The sequence below is a fragment of the Streptomyces hydrogenans genome (assembly GCF_014656075.1).
GTDB lineage: Bacteria > Actinomycetota > Actinomycetes > Streptomycetales > Streptomycetaceae > Streptomyces > Streptomyces hydrogenans.
Genome location: NZ_BNBS01000007.1, coordinates 114,951 through 131,766 on the forward strand (window position 1 = coordinate 114,951; position 16,816 = coordinate 131,766).

Here is a 16,816-nt window from a genome sequence, read left to right on the forward strand (position 1 = left end):
TTAACGTCAAGTTCATGACTCAGGTGGACGTACGGCCCCAGGCCGGAGACACGGTAAGGGGCGAGACCGCCCCGGGGGACACGCACGGCGTGCGCAAGAAGGGCCTCGGCGGCAACTCCGTCGGCCTCTTCGGCAACGCGATCATCGGCATATCCACCGTCGCCCCGGTCTACTGCCTGACCTCCACCCTCGGCTCCACGGCCGGCGAGGTGGGCCTCCAGATGCCCGCCGTCTTCCTCGCGGGCTTCCTCCCGATGCTCCTCGTCGCCTTCGCGTACCGGGAGCTCAACAAGGCCATGCCGGACTGCGGCACCTCCTTCACCTGGACCGTGAAGGCGTTCGGCCCCAAGATCGGCTGGATGTGCGGCTGGGGCCTGGTGATCGCCACGATCATCGTGCTCTCCAACCTGGCCGGCGTCGCCACCTCGTACTTCTGGCTCCTCGCGGGCGAGATCACCGGCAGTGAGTCGATCGCGGCCCTGGACGACAACAAGGCCGTCCACATCCTCACCTGCCTCGCCCTCATCGCCGCAGCCACCGCGATCAGCTACCGCGGCATGACGGCCACCAAGGGCGTCCAGTACACCCTCGTCATCCTCCAGCTCGTCGTCCTCGCCGTCTTCGTCGCCCTGGCCCTGAGCAAGGCGGGCTCCTTCGAGACCTCGGTCGACTTCTCCTGGTCCTGGATGAACCCCTTCGCCGTCCAGTCCTTCGCCGCCTTCACCGCCGGCCTCTCCCTCTCGATCTTCATGTACTGGGGCTGGGACACCTGCATGGCGTCCAACGAGGAGACCGTCGGCAGCGACAAGACCCCCGGCCGCGCCGCGCTCATCGCGATGGTCGTCCTGGTCGGCTCCTACCTGGCCACCGGCATCGCCGCGCAGATGGCCGTCGGCTCCGGCGGGGAGGGCCTCGGCCTCGCCAACCCGGAGACCTCCGACAACGTCTTCGCCGCCCTCGCCGGCCCGGTCATGGGCCCGGTCCTCGGCATCCTGCTCTTCGTCGCCGTCCTGGCCTCCGCCGCCGCGAGCCTCCAGACCACCTTCATCCCGGTCGCCCGCACGGTCCTCGCCATGTCCACGTACGAGGCGCTGCCGAAGTCCTTCACCGAGGTCCACCCGGTCTTCAAGACCCCCGGCCGGGCCACCGTCGTCGCGGGCATCGCGACCGGCGCCTTCTACACCGTGATGACCCTGGTCAGCGAGCACGTCCTGGTCGACACCATCTACGCGCTCGGCCTGATGATCTGCTTCTACTACGGCATCACCGCCTTCGCCTGCGTCTGGTACTTCCGCGCCGAGCTCTTCCGCTCCGTCCGCGACTTCGCCTTCAAGGGCCTCATGCCGGCCCTCGGCGGCGTCATGCTCACGGCCGTCTTCGGCAAGACCCTCTACGACATGTGGGACCCGGCCTACGGCTCCGGCTCCGCCGTCTTCGGCGTCGGCTCCGTCTTCGTCATCGCCGTCGGCCTCCTCGTCCTCGGCGCGATCCTCATGCTCGTCATGCAGCGCCGCAGCCCCGCCTTCTTCCGCGGCGAGGTCCTGACGAAGGAGACGCCGTCCCTGGTGGTGGCCGACTGACCGGTCCGGGCCGTCCGCACGGCTGAGTCATCCAGAAACGCGAAAGCGGCGATCCCGTGGGGGGTATCGCCGCTTTCGTCCTATTTGGGGCGAGGTCAGTGCCGGCCGGGCAGCAGGCCCTCCACGGCCTTGTTGGCCTCGGGGAGGTCGGCGGCCGCGGCGGGCTTCGGCTTGGGGGCCAGGACGCCGCTGAGCGGGACGACCGACGGGAGGTTCATGCCACCGGTGTCGGCGGCGGCGCTTCCGGCGGAGGCGAGGCCGGCGGTGGCGGCGAAGGCGGTCAGGGCGGCTGCGGTGAGGATCCTCTTCATGGCCGGTCCAACGCGACCCCCGCGCGGGCGGTTACGACCGGCTCCCTACGATCAGGCCATGGACCAGGGGTACGGAAGCGGGGGCTGGCGGCTGAGGCCGGGCCGGCCCGAGGACGTCGAGGCCATCGCCGACCTGCGCGCGGTGGTCATGCGCGCCGACCTGGAGCGGCTCGGCCGCTACGACGAGCACCGGGTGCGGCAGCGGCTGCGGGACGGCTTCTCGCCCGCGCACACCTCCGTCATCGAGACCCCGGAACACGCCCTCGCCGGGTGCGTCACCCTCCGCCCGGACGGCGACGCCCTCCACCTGGAGCACTTCCTCCTGCGGCCCGCCCTCCAGGGCCGCGGCCTGGGCACCGCCGTCCTGCGCCACCTCCTGGCCGGGGCCGACCAGCGGTCCGCCCCCGTCCGGCTCGAAGTGCTCCGGGGCAGCCCGGCCCGCCGCCTCTACGAACGCGAGGGGTTCGTACGGGAGGCGGAGGACGCGGTGGACGTGTTCATGGTCAGGGAGCCGGCGTCGCCGCGGACGGCCCAGACGCCGCGGACTGATCAGACGCTGCGGCCGGCCTGGACGCCGTTGACGGTCCAGACATCACGGACGGTCCAGACACCGCGGACGGCATAGCCGGATCCGGTGCCTCGGATGCCTCGGCCGGATCCGACCGTCGGCTCCGGCTCAGACGCCCTCTGACCGCTCAGTCGCCTCAGTCGCCTCAGTCGCCTCAGACGTCTCCAGCGCCTCCGACGTCTCCGGTGCCTCCGCGATGAGGGCGGTCGCGATCGTGCGGAAGCCGAGGCGGGCGTAGAGGCGTTCCACGGACGCGTCCGAGGCCGTCAGGAAGACCAGGTCGACGCCGCGCGCCCGGGCGTCCGCGACCAGTGCGGCGGTCACCGCGAGTCCCAGGCCGCGCCGGCGGGCGCCGGGGCGGGTGCCGACCCCGACGACCTCCGCCACGTCCCCGACGGGCTGGTGCTGGCCGCCCGCCAGCGCCTCGCCGCTCTCCGTGTCGAAGCCGGCCGCGAGGACGGCCAGTCCGGCCGCGATCCGGTCGCCGACCCGCCGGGCATCGTCCGGCCCCGGGGTGGCCCCGAAGGCCGCGTACGGCGCGGAGACGGCGTCCGCGAGCCGGGGGTCGGCGGCGTCGACGGTCCGCACGACGGCGTCGACGGGTTCCGGCACGGGGAGCGGGGCGCCGTCCAGCACCATCAGCGGGTGCGCGTGCACGACGAGCCCGCTCGCCGCCACGGCCGCGCGCAGCCCGGGGCTCGTCTCGGCCACCCACTCGAACGCCTCCGGCAGCCCCAGCTCCCGCTGCCGGGCCCGTACCCGTTCCACGTCCGCCACCGACACCCCGCCGGTGCGGCCGAGCGTGGGCCGCGCGTAGAACGGCCAGCCGTCGGTCCCCTCCCGCACGAAGAAGGTCAGCGGTCCGAAGTCCTCCGCGCGGGCGGAGGAGCGGGGCACGGCGTCGTAGTACGCCTCGATTCGATTCAGCACGCGCGCCACCGTAGGCGCGGCCGGGGAGGAGGGCACGCGGATTTCGCCGCCGTGGTGCCGCACCCCTCGGAATCCCGGGCCGGAGCCCCTAGCGTGCCCTCATGCGGATCTCGACCACGATCTTCCTGACCGACGAGACCATCTCGCCCGTGCGGCTCGCCCGCGAGCTGGAGGAGCGCGGCTTCGCCGGGCTCTACCTCCCCGAGCACACCCACATCCCCGTCGAGCGGGCCACGCCCTACCCGGCGGGCGGCGGACTCCCGCGCGAGTACGCGCGGACGCTGGACCCGTTCGTCGCGCTCGCGCAGGCCGCCGCCGTCACCGACCGGATCGCGCTGGGGACGGGCATCACGCTGCTCGCGCAGCACGATCCGATCGCCCTCGCCAAGCAGATCGCGACGCTCGACCACCTCTCCGGCGGCCGGTTCACCCTCGGCCTCGGGTACGGCTGGAACAAGGAGGAGGCTGCCGACCACGGCGTCGCCTGGAGCACGCGGCGGGAGCTGGTCGCGGACCGGCTGGCGCTCATGCGGGCCCTGTGGGCGCCGGAGCCGACGGCGTACGAAGGGGAGTACGGCTACTCCGCGCGCGCCTCCGAGGTGTGGCCGAAGCCGGCCGGCGGGGCGCCGCGGGTGCTCCTCGGCGGGGCCGCGGGGCCGAAGCTGTTCGCGGCCGTCGCCGGGCAGACGGACGGCTGGATGCCGATCGGCGGGCGCGGCCTGTCGGAGTCCCTGCCGGTGCTGCGGGCCGAGTGGGAGCGGGCGGGGCGCGACCCGAAGGCCCTCCAGGTCGTGCCGTACGCCGTCCTCCCGAGCGCCGGGAAGCTCGCCCACTACGCGGAGCTCGGCTGCGAGGAGACCGTCCTCCAGCTGCCGCCGGCCGGCGAGGACGAGGTGCTGCGGGTGCTGGACGCGTACGCGGAGTTCCTGCCGTGACGGGCGCGTGACAAGCCCCGGGGATGCCTCCTCCGCGTCCGGGGGCCGCTCGTATGCTCGGTGCATGACGGACCACCAGGCCGACCAGCAGACCGACCCCCGGGCCGACCGGCACAGCGGACCGACGGCCCCGCCCCCGACCAGGAACGCGATGCGCCGGGCGCTGCGGCGCGCCCGGGACGGCGTCGCGCTCGACGTCGGCGAGGCGGCGGTGCTGCTGCGGGCGCGCGACGAGGACCTGGCGGAGCTGGTGGCCGTCGCGGGGCGGGTCCGGGACGCCGGGCTCGAAGCCGCCGGGCGGCCGGGCGTGATCACGTACTCGAAGAGCGTGTTCATACCCCTCACCCGGCTCTGCCGGGACAAGTGCCACTACTGCACCTTCGTCACCGTGCCGGGGAAGCTGCGGCGCGAGGGCCACGGCATGTTCATGTCCCCGGACGAGGTGCTGGACATCGCGCGCAAGGGGGCCGCGCTCGGCTGCAAGGAAGCCCTCATCACCCTCGGCGACAAGCCGGAGGACCGCTGGCCGGAGGCGCGCGAGTGGCTGGACGCGCACGGCTACGACGACACCCTCGCGTACGTGCGGGCGATGTCGGTGCGGATCCTGGAGGAGACCGGCCTCCTGCCGCACCTCAACCCGGGCGTCCTGTCGTGGACGGACTTCCAGCGGCTCAAGCCGGTCGCCCCGTCGATGGGCATGATGCTGGAGACCACCGCCACCCGCCTGTGGTCCGAGCCCGGCGGCCCGCACTTCGGCTCGCCCGACAAGGAACCGGCCGTGCGGCTGAGGGTCCTGGAGGACGCGGGGCGCTCGTCCGTCCCCTTCACCTCGGGGCTGCTCCTGGGGATCGGGGAGACGTACGAGGAGCGGGCGGAGTCGCTGTTCGCGCTCCGCCGGACCGCCCGCGCCTACCACGGCATCCAGGAACTGATCATCCAGAACTTCCGCGCCAAGCCGGACACGGCCATGCGCGCGATGCCCGACGCCGAGCTCGACGACCTGGTCGCGGCGGTGGCCGTCGCCCGGCTCATCATGGGCCCCTCCGCCTGCCTCCAGGCGCCGCCGAACCTGGTGGACGCCGAGTACGAGCGGCTGATCGCGGCCGGCGTCGACGACTGGGGCGGCGTCTCGCCGCTGACCATCGACCACGTCAACCCGGAACGCCCCTGGCCGCGGATCGAGGAGCTGGCGGAGCGCTCCGCCGCCGCCGGCTTCGAGCTGCGCGAACGGCTCTGCGTCTACCCGGAGTTCGTCCGGCGCGGCGAGCCCTGGCTGGACCCGCGGATCGTGCCGCACGTCCGTGCCCTGGCCGACCCGGAGACCGGCCTCGCGAACCCGGACGCGGTGGTCCGCGGCCTGCCCTGGCAGGAACCGGACGAGACCTTCGCCGCCACCGGCCGCACCGACCTGCACGCCACCATCGACACCGAGGGCCGGACCGGTGACCGGCGCGAGGACTTCGACGAGGTGTACGGCGACTGGGAGGCGCTCCGGGAGGCCGCCGCGCCCGGCATGGTCCCCGACGCGGTCCCCGAGCGGATCGACGCCGACCTGCGGGAGGCGCTGGCCGTCGCCGCCGACGACCCGACGAGGCTCACCGACGCCCAGGCCCTCGCCCTCTTCCACGCTGACGGGCCCGCCCTCGACGCGCTGTGCGCAGTCGCGGACGACGTGCGGAAGTCGGTCTCCGGCGACGAGGTGACGTACATCGTCACCCGGAACATCAACTTCACCAACGTCTGCTACACCGGCTGCCGCTTCTGCGCCTTCGCCCAGCGCCGCACCGACGCCGACGCGTACACCCTCTCCCTCGACCAGGTCGCCGACCGGGCCCAGCAGGCGTGGGAGGTCGGCGCGGTCGAGGTCTGCATGCAGGGCGGCATCCACCCGGACCTGCCCGGCACCGCGTACTTCGACATCGCCCGGGCGGTGAAGGAACGCGTCCCCGGCATGCACGTGCACGCCTTCTCCCCGATGGAGGTCGTCAACGGCGCGACCCGCACGGGCCTGTCGATCCGGGAGTGGCTGACCGCGGCGAAGGAGGCCGGGCTCGACTCGATCCCCGGCACCGCCGCCGAGATCCTCGACGACGAGGTCCGCTGGGTGCTGACCAAGGGCAAGCTGCCCGCCGCCACCTGGATCGAGGTCATCACCACCGCGCACGAGCTGGGCCTGCGGTCCAGCTCGACGATGATGTACGGCCACGTCGACCAGCCCCGCCACTGGCTGGGCCACCTCCGCACGCTCGCCTCCCTCCAGCAGCGGACCGGCGGCTTCACGGAGTTCGTGACCCTCCCCTTCATCCACACCAACGCGCCGGTCTACCTGGCCGGCATCGCCCGGCCCGGCCCGACGATCCGCGACAACCGCGCGGTGACGGCGATGGCCCGCCTGCTGCTCCACCCGCACATCCCCAACATCCAGACCAGCTGGGTGAAGCTGGGCGCGGAGGGCGCCGCCGAGATGCTCCGCTCCGGCGCCAACGACCTGGGCGGCACGCTGATGGAGGAGACCATCTCGCGCATGGCCGGGTCGAGTTACGGCTCGTACCGCTCGATCCGCGACCTGGAGGCCATCGCGGAGGCGGCCGGCCGGCCCTCCCGCCCCCGCACCACCCTCTACGGCGAGGTCCCGAAGGAACGCCAGGAGACCGCCCGCGCCTCGGACGGCCACCTGCCGGAACTGCTTCCGGTGATCGAGGGCTGAGCCGGGTCAGCCCACCAGCAGGTCGCGCTTGAGGGCCTTGAGCTGGTGGGCGTCGACCGCCACGCCCTCGTGGAGGTAGGCGCGGAAGGAGCCGAACTCCTCGCGGACCTCGTCGAAGGAGGCGTTGAGGTAGCCGGGGCGGACGTCCAGGAGCGGCTTGTAGACGGCGGCCCGGTCGGGCGGCAGGTGGGAGAGGGCGGCCTCGTTGGCGGCGGCGCGGTAGGTGTTGCTGGCGAGGTAGTCGGCCATGACCGTCTCCTCGGGGACGCCGAGGGCGGTGAGGAGCGCGGCCTCGGCCCAGCCGGTGCGGTCCTTGCCGGCGGTGCAGTGGAAGACGACCCCGTCACCGTCACCGTCGGCGATCTCGTCGAGGACGGTGGCGTACGCGGCCCTCGCCGTGTCCCCGCTCACCATGAAGCGGTTGCCCCCGGTCATCATCGCCTCGGCCTCGGCCGGGGACTTCGGCATCGAGGTGAAGGTGCCGCTGCCGGCCAGCACGTCGGCGACGGTGTGCGTGGCGCCCACCGGGACGCGGTCGGGGGCGGCGGCGCGCTCGGACTCCATGCGGAGGTCGAGGACGGTGCGGACGCCGAGGCGCCGCAGCTTGGCGAGGTCGGCGTCGGTGAGCCGGTCGAGCGCGTCGGAGCGGTAGACCTCGCCCATCCGCACCCACTGTCCGTCGCGGGTGCGGTAGCCGCCCGCGTCGCGGAAGTTGGCCGTGCCCTGGAGCCGGATCAGCCGGTCGGCGAGGCGGAGCGGCGTACCGCGGTCGGGCACCAGGTCGAACCAGTGGCGGTCGGCGCCGGCGCGGGTCGGGACGGTGACCGAGCCGGTGGCGCCGCCGCGCGCGACCGTGCGGCCCTCGGAGCGGACGGTCACGCGGTGGGTGCCGGGCGCGTCCCAGCTGATGGTGGAGGTGCCGTCGGCGTGGTCGGTGACGGTGGCGGCGGTGAAGGGGACGCGGTGCCCGGGGTGCGCGGAGGCGGTGGGGGCGGCCAGGCCGAGGAGGAGGGCTGCGGCGAGCGCGGCGGAGGGGTACTTGACTCGTGTCACGGGGGTCATGCGGCGGATGGTTCAGGCCAACGGCGAACCTCGGGTGAACTGTGGTCAAAAGCGGCCTGAAGGGCGTCCGATCACATAAGTCTCCGACCCCCGAACGGACACAGCCGGTCGATTAGAGTGCTGCGGAGACCGGTGAGAGAACGGGACCTCGGACGGGGGAGGGCACGTCGTGACCACCACTGCCGCGGCCGTGTGGGGCCGCACCGAACAACAGGACTTCCGCTCGCGCGTCCGCGGCTGCCTGCTCGGCGCGGCCGTCGGCGACGCGGTCGGCGCGGGCGTGCACGAGCGGACGCTGAAGGAGATCCGCGCGGAGCACGGCGAGGCGGGCCTCGCCGAGCCTCCCGACGGCACCCTGCCCGTCACCGCCGCCACGCAGATGAGCCTCTTCACCCTGGACGGCCTCATCCGCGCCCACGTCCGCCGCGACACCGGCGTCTGGCACCCGCCCAGCGACGTCCACCGCGCCCATCTGCGCTGGGCCGCCACCCAGCGCGACTGGGGCCCCGACGAACGGCGCCGCGACAACGGCTGGCTCGGCCGCCAGGAGTGGCTCTACGCCCGCCGCCGGCCCGCCCGCGCCTGCCTCACCGGCCTCGGCGACGAACGCCTCGGCACCCTCGACCAGCCCAAGAACCCCGACGCCGACGACTCCGGCGCGCTCGCCCGCTCCGCCCCGCTGGGTCTGCTCGTCGGCTGGGAGCCGCAGCTCGTCTGCCAGTTGGCCGTCGAGTGCGCCGCCCAGACGCACGGCGCGCCCGCCGCGACCCTCGCGGACGGCGCCCGCGCCGTCACCGCCGACGGCGTGGCCCGCGGCGCCTCCGTCGAGGCCGCCGCCGGTACGGCCCTGGGCCTGCTGGCCGCCCACCCCGGCCACGAGCCGGTGACCGAGGCGCTGACGCGCGCGCTCGCGGCGGTGCGCGAGGGCGTCCCCGACGCGGACCGCGTCACCGCCCTCGGCGCCGGCGAGGACCGCGCGGAGGGCCAGCTGGCGGCGGCCGTCTACTGCGCCCTGGTCGGCGAGGACGTCCGCCACGGACTGCGCCTGGCCGTCAACCACGACGGCCCCTCGGCCGTCACGGCGGCGGTCACCGGCGCGCTGCTGGGCGCCCAGCACGGCGAGACGGCCCTCCCGCCGGCCTGGCTGGCCGCGCTGGAGGGCCGCGCGACGCTGCTGGAGCTCTCGGACGACTTCGCGATGGAGCTCACCCAGTCCAGCACCCTGCACACCCCGACCTGGCACACCCGCTACCCGACGTCGTGAGGCCGGGGCGGGCCGTCACCGCATCAGCTCGCCCGCGTTGACCAGCAGCGACTGTCCCGTGATCGCGCGGGCGCGGGGGGAGGCGAGGAAGGCGACCGCGTCGGCGACGTCCGTGTCGCCCGCCAGGTCCGGCAGGGCCATGCGGGAGGTGAGGCGGGCCAGCACCTCGGCCTCCTCCACCCCCTCCGCCTGCGCGGTGAAGCGGACGAACGCCTCGACCGGCGGCCCCCACATCCACCCGGGCAGCACGGTGTTGACCCGGATCCGGTCAGGTCCCAGCTCGCGCGCCAGCGAGTACATCGCCGAGGTCAGCGCCCCCTTGGACGCCGCGTACGCCGCCTGCTGGACCTGGGTCGGCGCGGCCACCGCCGACTGCGTGCCGATGAAGACGACCGACCCGCCGCCCGCGTCCCGCAGCGCCGGCAGACAGGCCCGGGTCATCCGCAGGGTCCCGAAGAGGTTGACGTCGAGGACGCCCTGCCAGGTCGCGAAGTCCGCGTCGGCGAGCCCGCCGAAGTAGGAGTCCCACGCGGCGACGTGCACGACCGCGTCGATCCCGCCGAAGCGGTCGACGGCGAGCGCGGCGAGCGCCGCGCACTGCGCCTCGTCGGTGATGTCGGTGGCGAGGTGGGCGGTGCTGCCGCCCGCCGGGTCGATCGCGGCGGCGGTCTTGACGAGGTTGGCCTCGGTCCGGGCGCCGAGGACCGCGTTGCCGCCGTCGCGCACCACCGCCTCGGCGACCCGGTGACCGAGTCCGGTCCCGACGCCCGACACGACGACCGTCTTCCCCTGGAGCAGCATCCGGGTGTCTCCCGCCTCTGGTCACTGATCTGACGGTCCGTCAGAGTAGGTGCCCCGAGCCGCACAGGGAAGGGAGACGGCGATGAGCACCGCCGAAGGAGCCGAGAGGTACGGGGAGCTGGCCGCCACGGGGCCGTACGGGATCCGCCCGGGCCACGCCCTGATCACCATGGTGGAGCCGCACCCGGGCCACGAGTACGCCTACAACCGCTGGTACGAGGACGACCACTACTACGCCGGCGCGATGGCGATGCCCTGGATGTTCGCGGGCCGCCGCTGGGTCGCCACCCGCGACCTCCAGGAGCTCCGGACGCCCGAGAAGTCCGCCGTCGCGCAGCCGGTCACCGCCGGCTGCTACCTCTCCACGTACTGGATCACCGACGGCCGCTACGACGAGCACATGAAGTGGACGGTCGCCATCAACAAGCGGCTCAACCGCGACGCCCGCGTCTACCACGACCGCACCCACGTCTTCACGTCCTTCCAGGACCACCGGGCGACGGTGTACCGGGACGGGGCGGCCGGCCCGCGCGACTTCCACGCCCTCGACCACCCCTACGCGGGGCTGGTCCTCCAGGTCGTGGACTGCGCCGGCCCCGAGGAGCGCGAGGCCCTCCTCGAACGGCTCGCCGCCCGGGAACTCCCGCGCCGTCTGGCGGGCTCGCCGGCGGCGATGGTCACCGTCTTCCGTCCGACGCCGCTGCCCGGCGACCGCATGACCTACGTGAAGCAGGTGGAGGGCGTCGACACCCGGCTCACCCTGCTCTGGTTCCTGGAGCGGGACCCGCGCGACTGCTGGGCCGAGCACTTCGCGGACCTCGGTGGCCTCGCGGGCGAGGAGGGCCGGGTGGAGCTGGTGGCGCCCTTCGTCCCGACCGTCCCGGGCACGGACACGTACGTGGACCGGCTGCGCCGGTAGGGGGAGCGGCGCCGGGGCCGACCGCTCCGGGAGGAGCGCGCGGCCCCGGGCATGGGCGAGCCCTCTCGGCCAGGACGGCGGACCGGTCGAGAGGGCGGCGTCACACGGGGCGTGCGGGGCTCTGCGGACCTCAGAGGGCCCCGTTGCTCACCTGGCCGACGAACGCGTTCCACGATCCCGGCCCGAAAGAGAGGGCCGGACCCTCGGGGGCCTTGGAGTCGCGGACGGCGATGGCGGCGACGACCGGGGACTTCACCTCGACGCAGGCGCCGTTGCCGCCGGAGTAGGAGGACTTGGTCCAGTTGTCGGTCGCACCCTGGAAGATGGCCATGATGTGCTCAACTCCGGTTCTGCCCGTAGGCGTCGGGATCATCGCCGGGGTTGTCTCCACCGGCCTGATCGACGCTACTCGCCGGTCCCGAGCGACGGGACCGGCGTTCACACGACCGGGTGGCATATTCCAACTGAGCTTCCATCGGGCCGAGTCGGGGGTGTACCGTACTCGCCCCCTGTGGTTCAGACCTGTCCGACCCGTCTCCACCTGCCTGACCTGCCGGAACCGCCCCGAGTGCCGGGACCGCCCCCGAGTGCCGGAAGCGCCCCCGAGTGCCGGAAGCGCCCCGACTGCCGGGACTGTCAGCCCTGCGCGTACTTCTTCGCGATGCCCTCCACGAAGTCCCGCGTCTGCTCCACGCCCAGCGCCTGCGCCCGCAGGTGCTCGTACATGTAGCTGTACTTCGACACGTCCGGCCCCTTCTCCAGGTACAGGTCGCTCGTCACGCCCTCGATGTAGACGACGCTGGAGTCGGAGGCGTCCGGGAACTCCAGGATCGAGTACTGGCCGCTGATGCCCGGGTGCGCGCCCGTGTCGAAGGGCAGCACCTGCACGGTCACGTGCGGCAGGTGCGACTGCTCGACGAGGTGCTCCAGCTGCTCGACCATCACCTGCCGGTTGCCCACGACCCGGTGCAGCGCCGCCTCGTCGATGACCGCCCACAGCCGCAGCGGACGCTCGTCGTCGCGGATCCGGTCCTGGCGGCGGGTGCGGACCGTGGCCCGCTTCTCGATGTCCGCCGGCGTCGACTCGGGCAGCGCGCCGGAGATGACGGCGGTGGCGTACGCGCGGGTCTGCAACAGGCCGGGGATGATCTGCGGCTCGTAGACGCGCAGGCTCTGCGCGTCCGTCTCCAGGCCGATGTAGACGCTGTACGGGATGTCGCCGAAGGCGTGCCACCAGCCCTGCTGGCGCGAGTCCTTGGCCATCTGCATGAGGGAGTTGACCATGGCCTCGTCGTCGACCTCGTACACCCCGCACAGGTCGCGCACGTCGCGCTGGCTGATGGAGCGGCGGCCGTTCTCGAGACGGCTGATCTTGGACTGGGAGACGAGGAGGCGCTCGGCGACCTGTTCGGCCGTCATGCCCTTGCCCTCGCGGAGCTTGCGCAGCTCCTGGCCCAATCGGCGTCGCCTGACGGTGGGGTTGACACTGGACGCCACGGAAACTGCACCTCCTGCTGCTGTCTGCGATGCGTAGCTGTGAGTATCTACTGCTTGGCAGACTGCCACCAAAGGTGCCGCGTGCGCTGGGAAAACCCGACAACGCGGTGCGGGGGACGCGGATGTGCGGGACGCCCGGAGGCGCCCCGCACACCCTGTGCGGCTCCCGGAAGGGGTATGTGGTGCGGCGGTGCGAGTGCGCGGCGGCGGTGCGCTGGTGCGCGGTGCGTGGCCGTGCGTGGTGCGGGTGTTCGTGGTGCGGCGGTGCGTGGTCGTACGTGGTGCGGCGGTGCGTGGCCGTGCGTGGTGCGCCGGCCTCAGTGGGCGGCGGCGCGGGCCATGCTGCCGCGCGGCTGGGCGGGTACGCCCGGGCCGCCCCGGCGCGGCTGAGCGGCCGCGCCGTTCTGGACGTCCATCACGGCGTGCGCCACGAGACCGCCCATGGGGTCGTGCCGGATCAGGTCGCGCAGCCGGGACCGCGACGACCGTCCTTCGTTGCCGGGGTACAGGTGCTTGCCGAGACCGACCGCGTGGGCCAGCGCGGCGAGCGCCGCGGTCCGCGGGTCCGGCGGTACGCCGGTGCGGATCGCACTGTCCAGCCGGGTTCTGATCTCCCGGCTGATCGCCGTGTCCGTCGCCTGGTAGCGAGTCGTCGGCAGCACCCCGCACATCTGGCCCTCCACGGCATGCACCATGCCGCATCGCTCCAGATGCGAGAGATACGTCTGGCGGAGCCCCAGTCGGGGCCCGCCGATCCAATGGACGGCCCGGACCGGACTGCCGCGCCTGCGCAGCAATTCCAGTGCGGAGTCCAGAGTCGGATCTCCGGTCGGCCGTGGCATCACCACGGCGATACGATCCCCGTCAGGGGCTATCCGTCCTGCCAGGGCCAGCTCTACTAGCTGTGCTCCGGCCAGGCCCAGATCGAGCGACTGCGGCTGCGCTGTGGTACCCGTGGTCGGGTCCAGAGCGAGCAGTAGAAGCTCTTCCGGAATACTTCTGCGGCTCCTGCCCATCCATGCCTCCCCGCGTGGATGAATGACAGGGTGACCCCTCTCACATTCATCTGTCGAGAGTGCCTGGGTGGTTAGTCCGGGAACCAGTAGGTATGTCGTTCTCGTCTAGCACGGGAGCCAAGGGGTTCACACAGGACACTGGTAGACGGTTCGGACGTACGCATGACGCATGGAGGAGGCACGGTGGCGGGCGAGTCCCCCGACAGGGCGGAGCAGCAGGGGTCGTCGGAGGGCAGGACGACGGGAACGTCGTCGACGGTTGCGCCGGCTCAGGTGGACCAGCCGACGGCGGTCTTCAAGACCCTGGCGCCGCGCACTCCGGAGGACGACGCGGAGAAGGCACCGGCCGACACGGCCACGACGGCTGAGGAATCGATTCCGGAGACCCCGGACGCTTCCGGCACCCCCGAGCCCGGCGCCGACCGCCTCAAGCAGGCCGTCGCGGCGTGGGTCGCGACGGCCAAGCCGGACGGCGACACCGAAGCGGACGCGGACGCGGACGGGGCCGGGGCCGGGGCCGGGGAGCGGGGCCGGGGCGCGGACTCCGCCGCGGACTCGGCCGAGGACTCGGAGGCGGGCTCGGGCGAGAACCCGGGCAAGGGCTCGGGCGAGGACGAGGCCGTGGGCGACCGTCGGGCCGAGGCCGCCGAGGGCGGCGACGGGAAGCCGGGTGCCGCCGAGGCGTCCGAGGAGCCCGCTGCGGCCGCCGGAGCGGGCGAGGACGCCGCCGAGGGCGCCGAGGAGCCCGAGAGGGCCCCTGAGGCGGCCGCCGGGGCGCCCAAGGCGCCTGAGCCCTCGTGGTTCGCCGCGAAGAAGACCGGGGAGCAGTCCGCGCCGAAGGGCGGGACGGCGACCCCCGAGGCTCCGAAGACCGAGGCTCCGAAGACCGAGGCTCCGAAGACCGAGGCTCCGAAGACCGAGGCCGCGAAGACCGAGGCCGCGAAGACCGACGCGCCTGCGGGCGGCGCGAAGCCCGCCCCGACGGCCGACGCCGACGCCGAGCCCGCCGCCAAGCCCTCCGCCCGGGGCCCGGTCGACCAGCCGACCACCATGTTCCGGGCGGTCCGTCCGCCGGCCGCGCCCGCCGTGGACCAGCCGACGACCGCGCTCAAGCTGCCCCGTGACGTCGTGGGACCCGACTCCGACAGCGAGCGGACGAGCACCTTCGTACCGCTGCGTCCGGACATCCCGGCCGACCAGAAGGCGGCGAAGGCCGCTGACGAGCCGGCCGCTCAGGCCGCTCCGGCCGCCCCCGTCGCCCCGGCCGCCCCGAAGGCTCCGCAGGCCCCCGGGACGGCGAAGGCCCCCCAGGCGCCGAAGCCGTCGGCCCCGGCGAAGGCGGACGCCCCCGCTGCCGCGGTCGCGCCCGCGCTGGGGGAGCCCGAGCGGACGCGGCAGCAGCCGCTCCCGCCGCTGCCCCCGCTCGACCTGCTCGCCGAACTGACGAACACCCCGCCCCCGCCGCCGAACGCCTGGCGCACGACCATCCGCCGGGTCCGGATCTGGACCCCGCTGGTCCTGCTCCTCCTGATCGTCTTTGCGATCGTGCAGATGGTCCGGCCGCTGCCGGCGCCCGTCCTGACGCTCTCCACCTCCCCGACGTACACCTTCGAGGGCGGCGCGCTCAAGATGCCGTGGCCCGGCGAGGGCCAGGGCGCGGTGGAGGTCGAGGGCGTCGGTTCCATGGGGACGTACGGTCCGCAGAAGCCGGCCCCGATCGCGTCCGTGACGAAGACGATGACCGCGTACGTGATCCTCCGGGACCACCCGATCAAGGGGAAGAAGCAGGGCCCCGAGATCAAGATCGACAAGAAGGCCGCCGACCAGGCGAAGGCGGTGCACGAGTCGACGGCGCCCGTGAAGGAGGGCCAGACCTACACGGAGAAGGAGCTCCTCCAGCTCCTCATGATCCCGTCGGCCAACAACGTGGCCCGGCTGCTCGCGCGCTGGGACGCCGGTTCGGAGCAGGCGTTCGTCGACAAGATGAACGCGGCCGCGAAGGACCTGGGCATGACCCAGTCCCGGTACACCGACCCGTCCGGTCTGCTCGACTCGACCGTCTCCACCCCGCAGGACCAGCTGAAGCTGGCGAAGGCCGTCATGCAGTACGACGTCTTCCGCGAGATCGTGGACATGCCGAACGCGACCATCGAGGGCGTCGGCTACATCGAGAACAACAACAGCCGGCTCCTGCTCAAGTCGGGCGTGAGCGGCATCAAGACCGGCTCCTCCACCCCGGCGGGCGGCAATCTGCTCTGGTCGGCGAACACGATCGTCGACGACAAGCCCCGTCGCGTCCTGGGCATCGTGATGGGCGCGCAGAACGCCGAGACCCTGAACAAGAAGCTGGAACTGTCGCTGGACTACAGCTACGAGCTGATCAAGAAGGCGCAGGACGGCGTCACGTCCGCGGCCGTCGTGAAGAAGGGCCAGGTCGTCGGCTACGTCGACGACGGTCTCGGCGGGCGGACGCCGGTCGTGGCGACGAAGGAGATCAAGGCGATCGGCTGGCCGGGCCTGAAGGTCAAGCTGGCGCTGACCGACGGCGGCAAGGCCGTCCCGCACACCGGCAAGGCCGGGGACGTCGTCGGCACGGTCTCGATCGGCGAGGGCGCGGGGAAGGTCAGCGCCCCGGTGGCGCTCCAGGCCGACCTGCTGGAACCCGGCTTCGACAAGAAGCTGACCCGCGTGAGCTGACCGGCCGGGTGTTCGAAACAGCAGGGCGCCCCGGACGACCGGGGCGCCCTGCTGTTAGCGTCTTCGGGTCCGGACGAGCCCCGCGAAGCCGCGCGGGAACGCGTCCGGAAGCCACGGGCAAGCCGAGAGACGCCGTAGGGAAGCCGCAGGGAAGCGGCAGGAAAGCGGCAGGAAAGCCGCACGGGAACGCGGCCGGAAACCGCAGGGAAAGCCGCGAGGACACGCGGCCGGAAGCCGCGGGGGACACGTGGTCGGAAGTCGCACGAGAGCCGCACGACAGCCGCACGGAAGCAGTACGGAAGCAGCACGGGAAAGGGCCGCAGTGACCACCGCCGAGCCGACACGCGCGGGCCGCAGAACGGCCGCCGCCCCCCTCCCCGAGCAGGCCGCCGACCAGGACCGGGACGCCGTCCGGAACGGCGCACCGGACGCCGGCCGGTCCACCGTCACGCGCTCCCCGCAGGACGCCGGGCCGGACGTCGCGCAGGATGGCATCCAGGAGGCGCCACCGACCTCCGCCACCACGGCC

13 protein-coding genes and 1 pseudogene are annotated in these 16,816 nt (G+C 73.3%); 7 read left to right on the forward strand and 7 right to left on the reverse strand.

Translation table 11 applies throughout. The features are described from left to right. The first annotated feature begins 14 nt into the window (after positions 1-14). Positions 15-1,580: an APC family permease gene (locus IE321_RS05630; protein WP_190221982.1), complete on the forward strand. Its 1,566-nt coding sequence runs from the start codon at positions 15-17 to the stop codon at positions 1,578-1,580. A gap of 95 nt (positions 1,581-1,675) precedes the next feature. Here the strand turns inward: IE321_RS05630 and IE321_RS05635 are convergent, their stop codons facing one another. Then, positions 1,676-1,891, reverse strand: a complete 216-nt coding sequence (locus IE321_RS05635) for a hypothetical protein (RefSeq protein ID WP_043228727.1) — start codon at positions 1,889-1,891, stop codon at positions 1,676-1,678. Positions 1,892-1,949: 58 nt separating this feature from the next. On the opposite strand from IE321_RS05635, the pseudogene IE321_RS05640 reads away from it, so the two are divergent. Then, positions 1,950-2,405 (forward strand): annotated as a pseudogene (locus tag IE321_RS05640) (GNAT family N-acetyltransferase); the annotation flags it as partial. A gap of 162 nt (positions 2,406-2,567) precedes the next feature. On the opposite strand, the gene IE321_RS05645 reads toward IE321_RS05640, so the two are convergent. After that, positions 2,568-3,389: a GNAT family N-acetyltransferase gene (locus IE321_RS05645; RefSeq protein ID WP_308076691.1), complete on the reverse strand. Its 822-nt coding sequence runs from the start codon at positions 3,387-3,389 to the stop codon at positions 2,568-2,570. A gap of 101 nt (positions 3,390-3,490) precedes the next feature. Between IE321_RS05645 and IE321_RS05650 the strand changes: the two genes are divergently transcribed. Together IE321_RS05650 and IE321_RS05655 are read left to right on the forward strand one after the other, a co-directional pair. Beyond that, the gene (locus tag IE321_RS05650) at positions 3,491-4,324 is read left to right on the forward strand and encodes an LLM class F420-dependent oxidoreductase (protein WP_043228722.1); all 834 of its coding nucleotides are present in this window, start codon (positions 3,491-3,493) and stop codon (positions 4,322-4,324) included. A gap of 64 nt (positions 4,325-4,388) precedes the next feature. Next, a complete protein-coding gene (locus IE321_RS05655; RefSeq protein WP_190221985.1) occupies positions 4,389-7,031 on the forward strand; it encodes a bifunctional FO biosynthesis protein CofGH in 2,643 nt (880 codons plus the stop codon). A gap of 6 nt (positions 7,032-7,037) precedes the next feature. On the opposite strand, the gene IE321_RS05660 is transcribed toward IE321_RS05655, so the two are convergent. Then, positions 7,038-8,093, reverse strand: coding sequence for a tyrosine-protein phosphatase (locus IE321_RS05660; RefSeq protein WP_190221986.1), 1,056 nt, complete (start codon positions 8,091-8,093; stop codon positions 7,038-7,040). A gap of 169 nt (positions 8,094-8,262) precedes the next feature. Between IE321_RS05660 and IE321_RS05665 the strand changes: the two genes are divergently transcribed. Then, complete coding sequence (locus IE321_RS05665) at positions 8,263-9,357, forward strand: ADP-ribosylglycohydrolase family protein (protein WP_190221987.1); 1,095 nt, start codon at positions 8,263-8,265, stop codon at positions 9,355-9,357. 15 nt (positions 9,358-9,372) lie between these two features. Here the strand turns inward: IE321_RS05665 and IE321_RS05670 are convergent, their stop codons facing one another. Continuing rightward, a complete protein-coding gene (locus IE321_RS05670; protein ID WP_190221988.1) occupies positions 9,373-10,158 on the reverse strand; it encodes an SDR family oxidoreductase in 786 nt (261 codons plus the stop codon). An 82-nt stretch (positions 10,159-10,240) separates the two neighbouring features. Between IE321_RS05670 and IE321_RS05675 the strand changes: the two genes are divergently transcribed. After that, a complete protein-coding gene (locus IE321_RS05675; RefSeq protein ID WP_043228713.1) occupies positions 10,241-11,077 on the forward strand; it encodes a hypothetical protein in 837 nt (278 codons plus the stop codon). Positions 11,078-11,207: 130 nt separating this feature from the next. Here IE321_RS05675 and IE321_RS05680 read toward each other — a convergent pair whose 3' ends face one another. From IE321_RS05680 to IE321_RS05690, 3 genes are all read right to left on the reverse strand, one after another. Then, the gene (locus IE321_RS05680; RefSeq protein WP_043228711.1) at positions 11,208-11,408 is read right to left on the reverse strand and encodes a DUF397 domain-containing protein; all 201 of its coding nucleotides are present in this window, start codon (positions 11,406-11,408) and stop codon (positions 11,208-11,210) included. A gap of 305 nt (positions 11,409-11,713) precedes the next feature. After that, the gene (locus IE321_RS05685; RefSeq protein WP_043228709.1) at positions 11,714-12,574 is read right to left on the reverse strand and encodes a helix-turn-helix domain-containing protein; all 861 of its coding nucleotides are present in this window, start codon (positions 12,572-12,574) and stop codon (positions 11,714-11,716) included. Between the two features lie 317 nt (positions 12,575-12,891). After that, the gene (locus IE321_RS05690) at positions 12,892-13,590 is read right to left on the reverse strand and encodes a GOLPH3/VPS74 family protein (protein ID WP_190221989.1); all 699 of its coding nucleotides are present in this window, start codon (positions 13,588-13,590) and stop codon (positions 12,892-12,894) included. Between the two features lie 273 nt (positions 13,591-13,863). On the opposite strand from IE321_RS05690, the gene IE321_RS05695 reads away from it, so the two are divergent. Beyond that, entirely contained in the window at positions 13,864-16,287 is a 2,424-nt protein-coding gene (locus IE321_RS05695; protein WP_372470252.1) for a D-alanyl-D-alanine carboxypeptidase, read from the forward strand. Positions 16,288-16,816 lie beyond the last annotated feature (529 nt).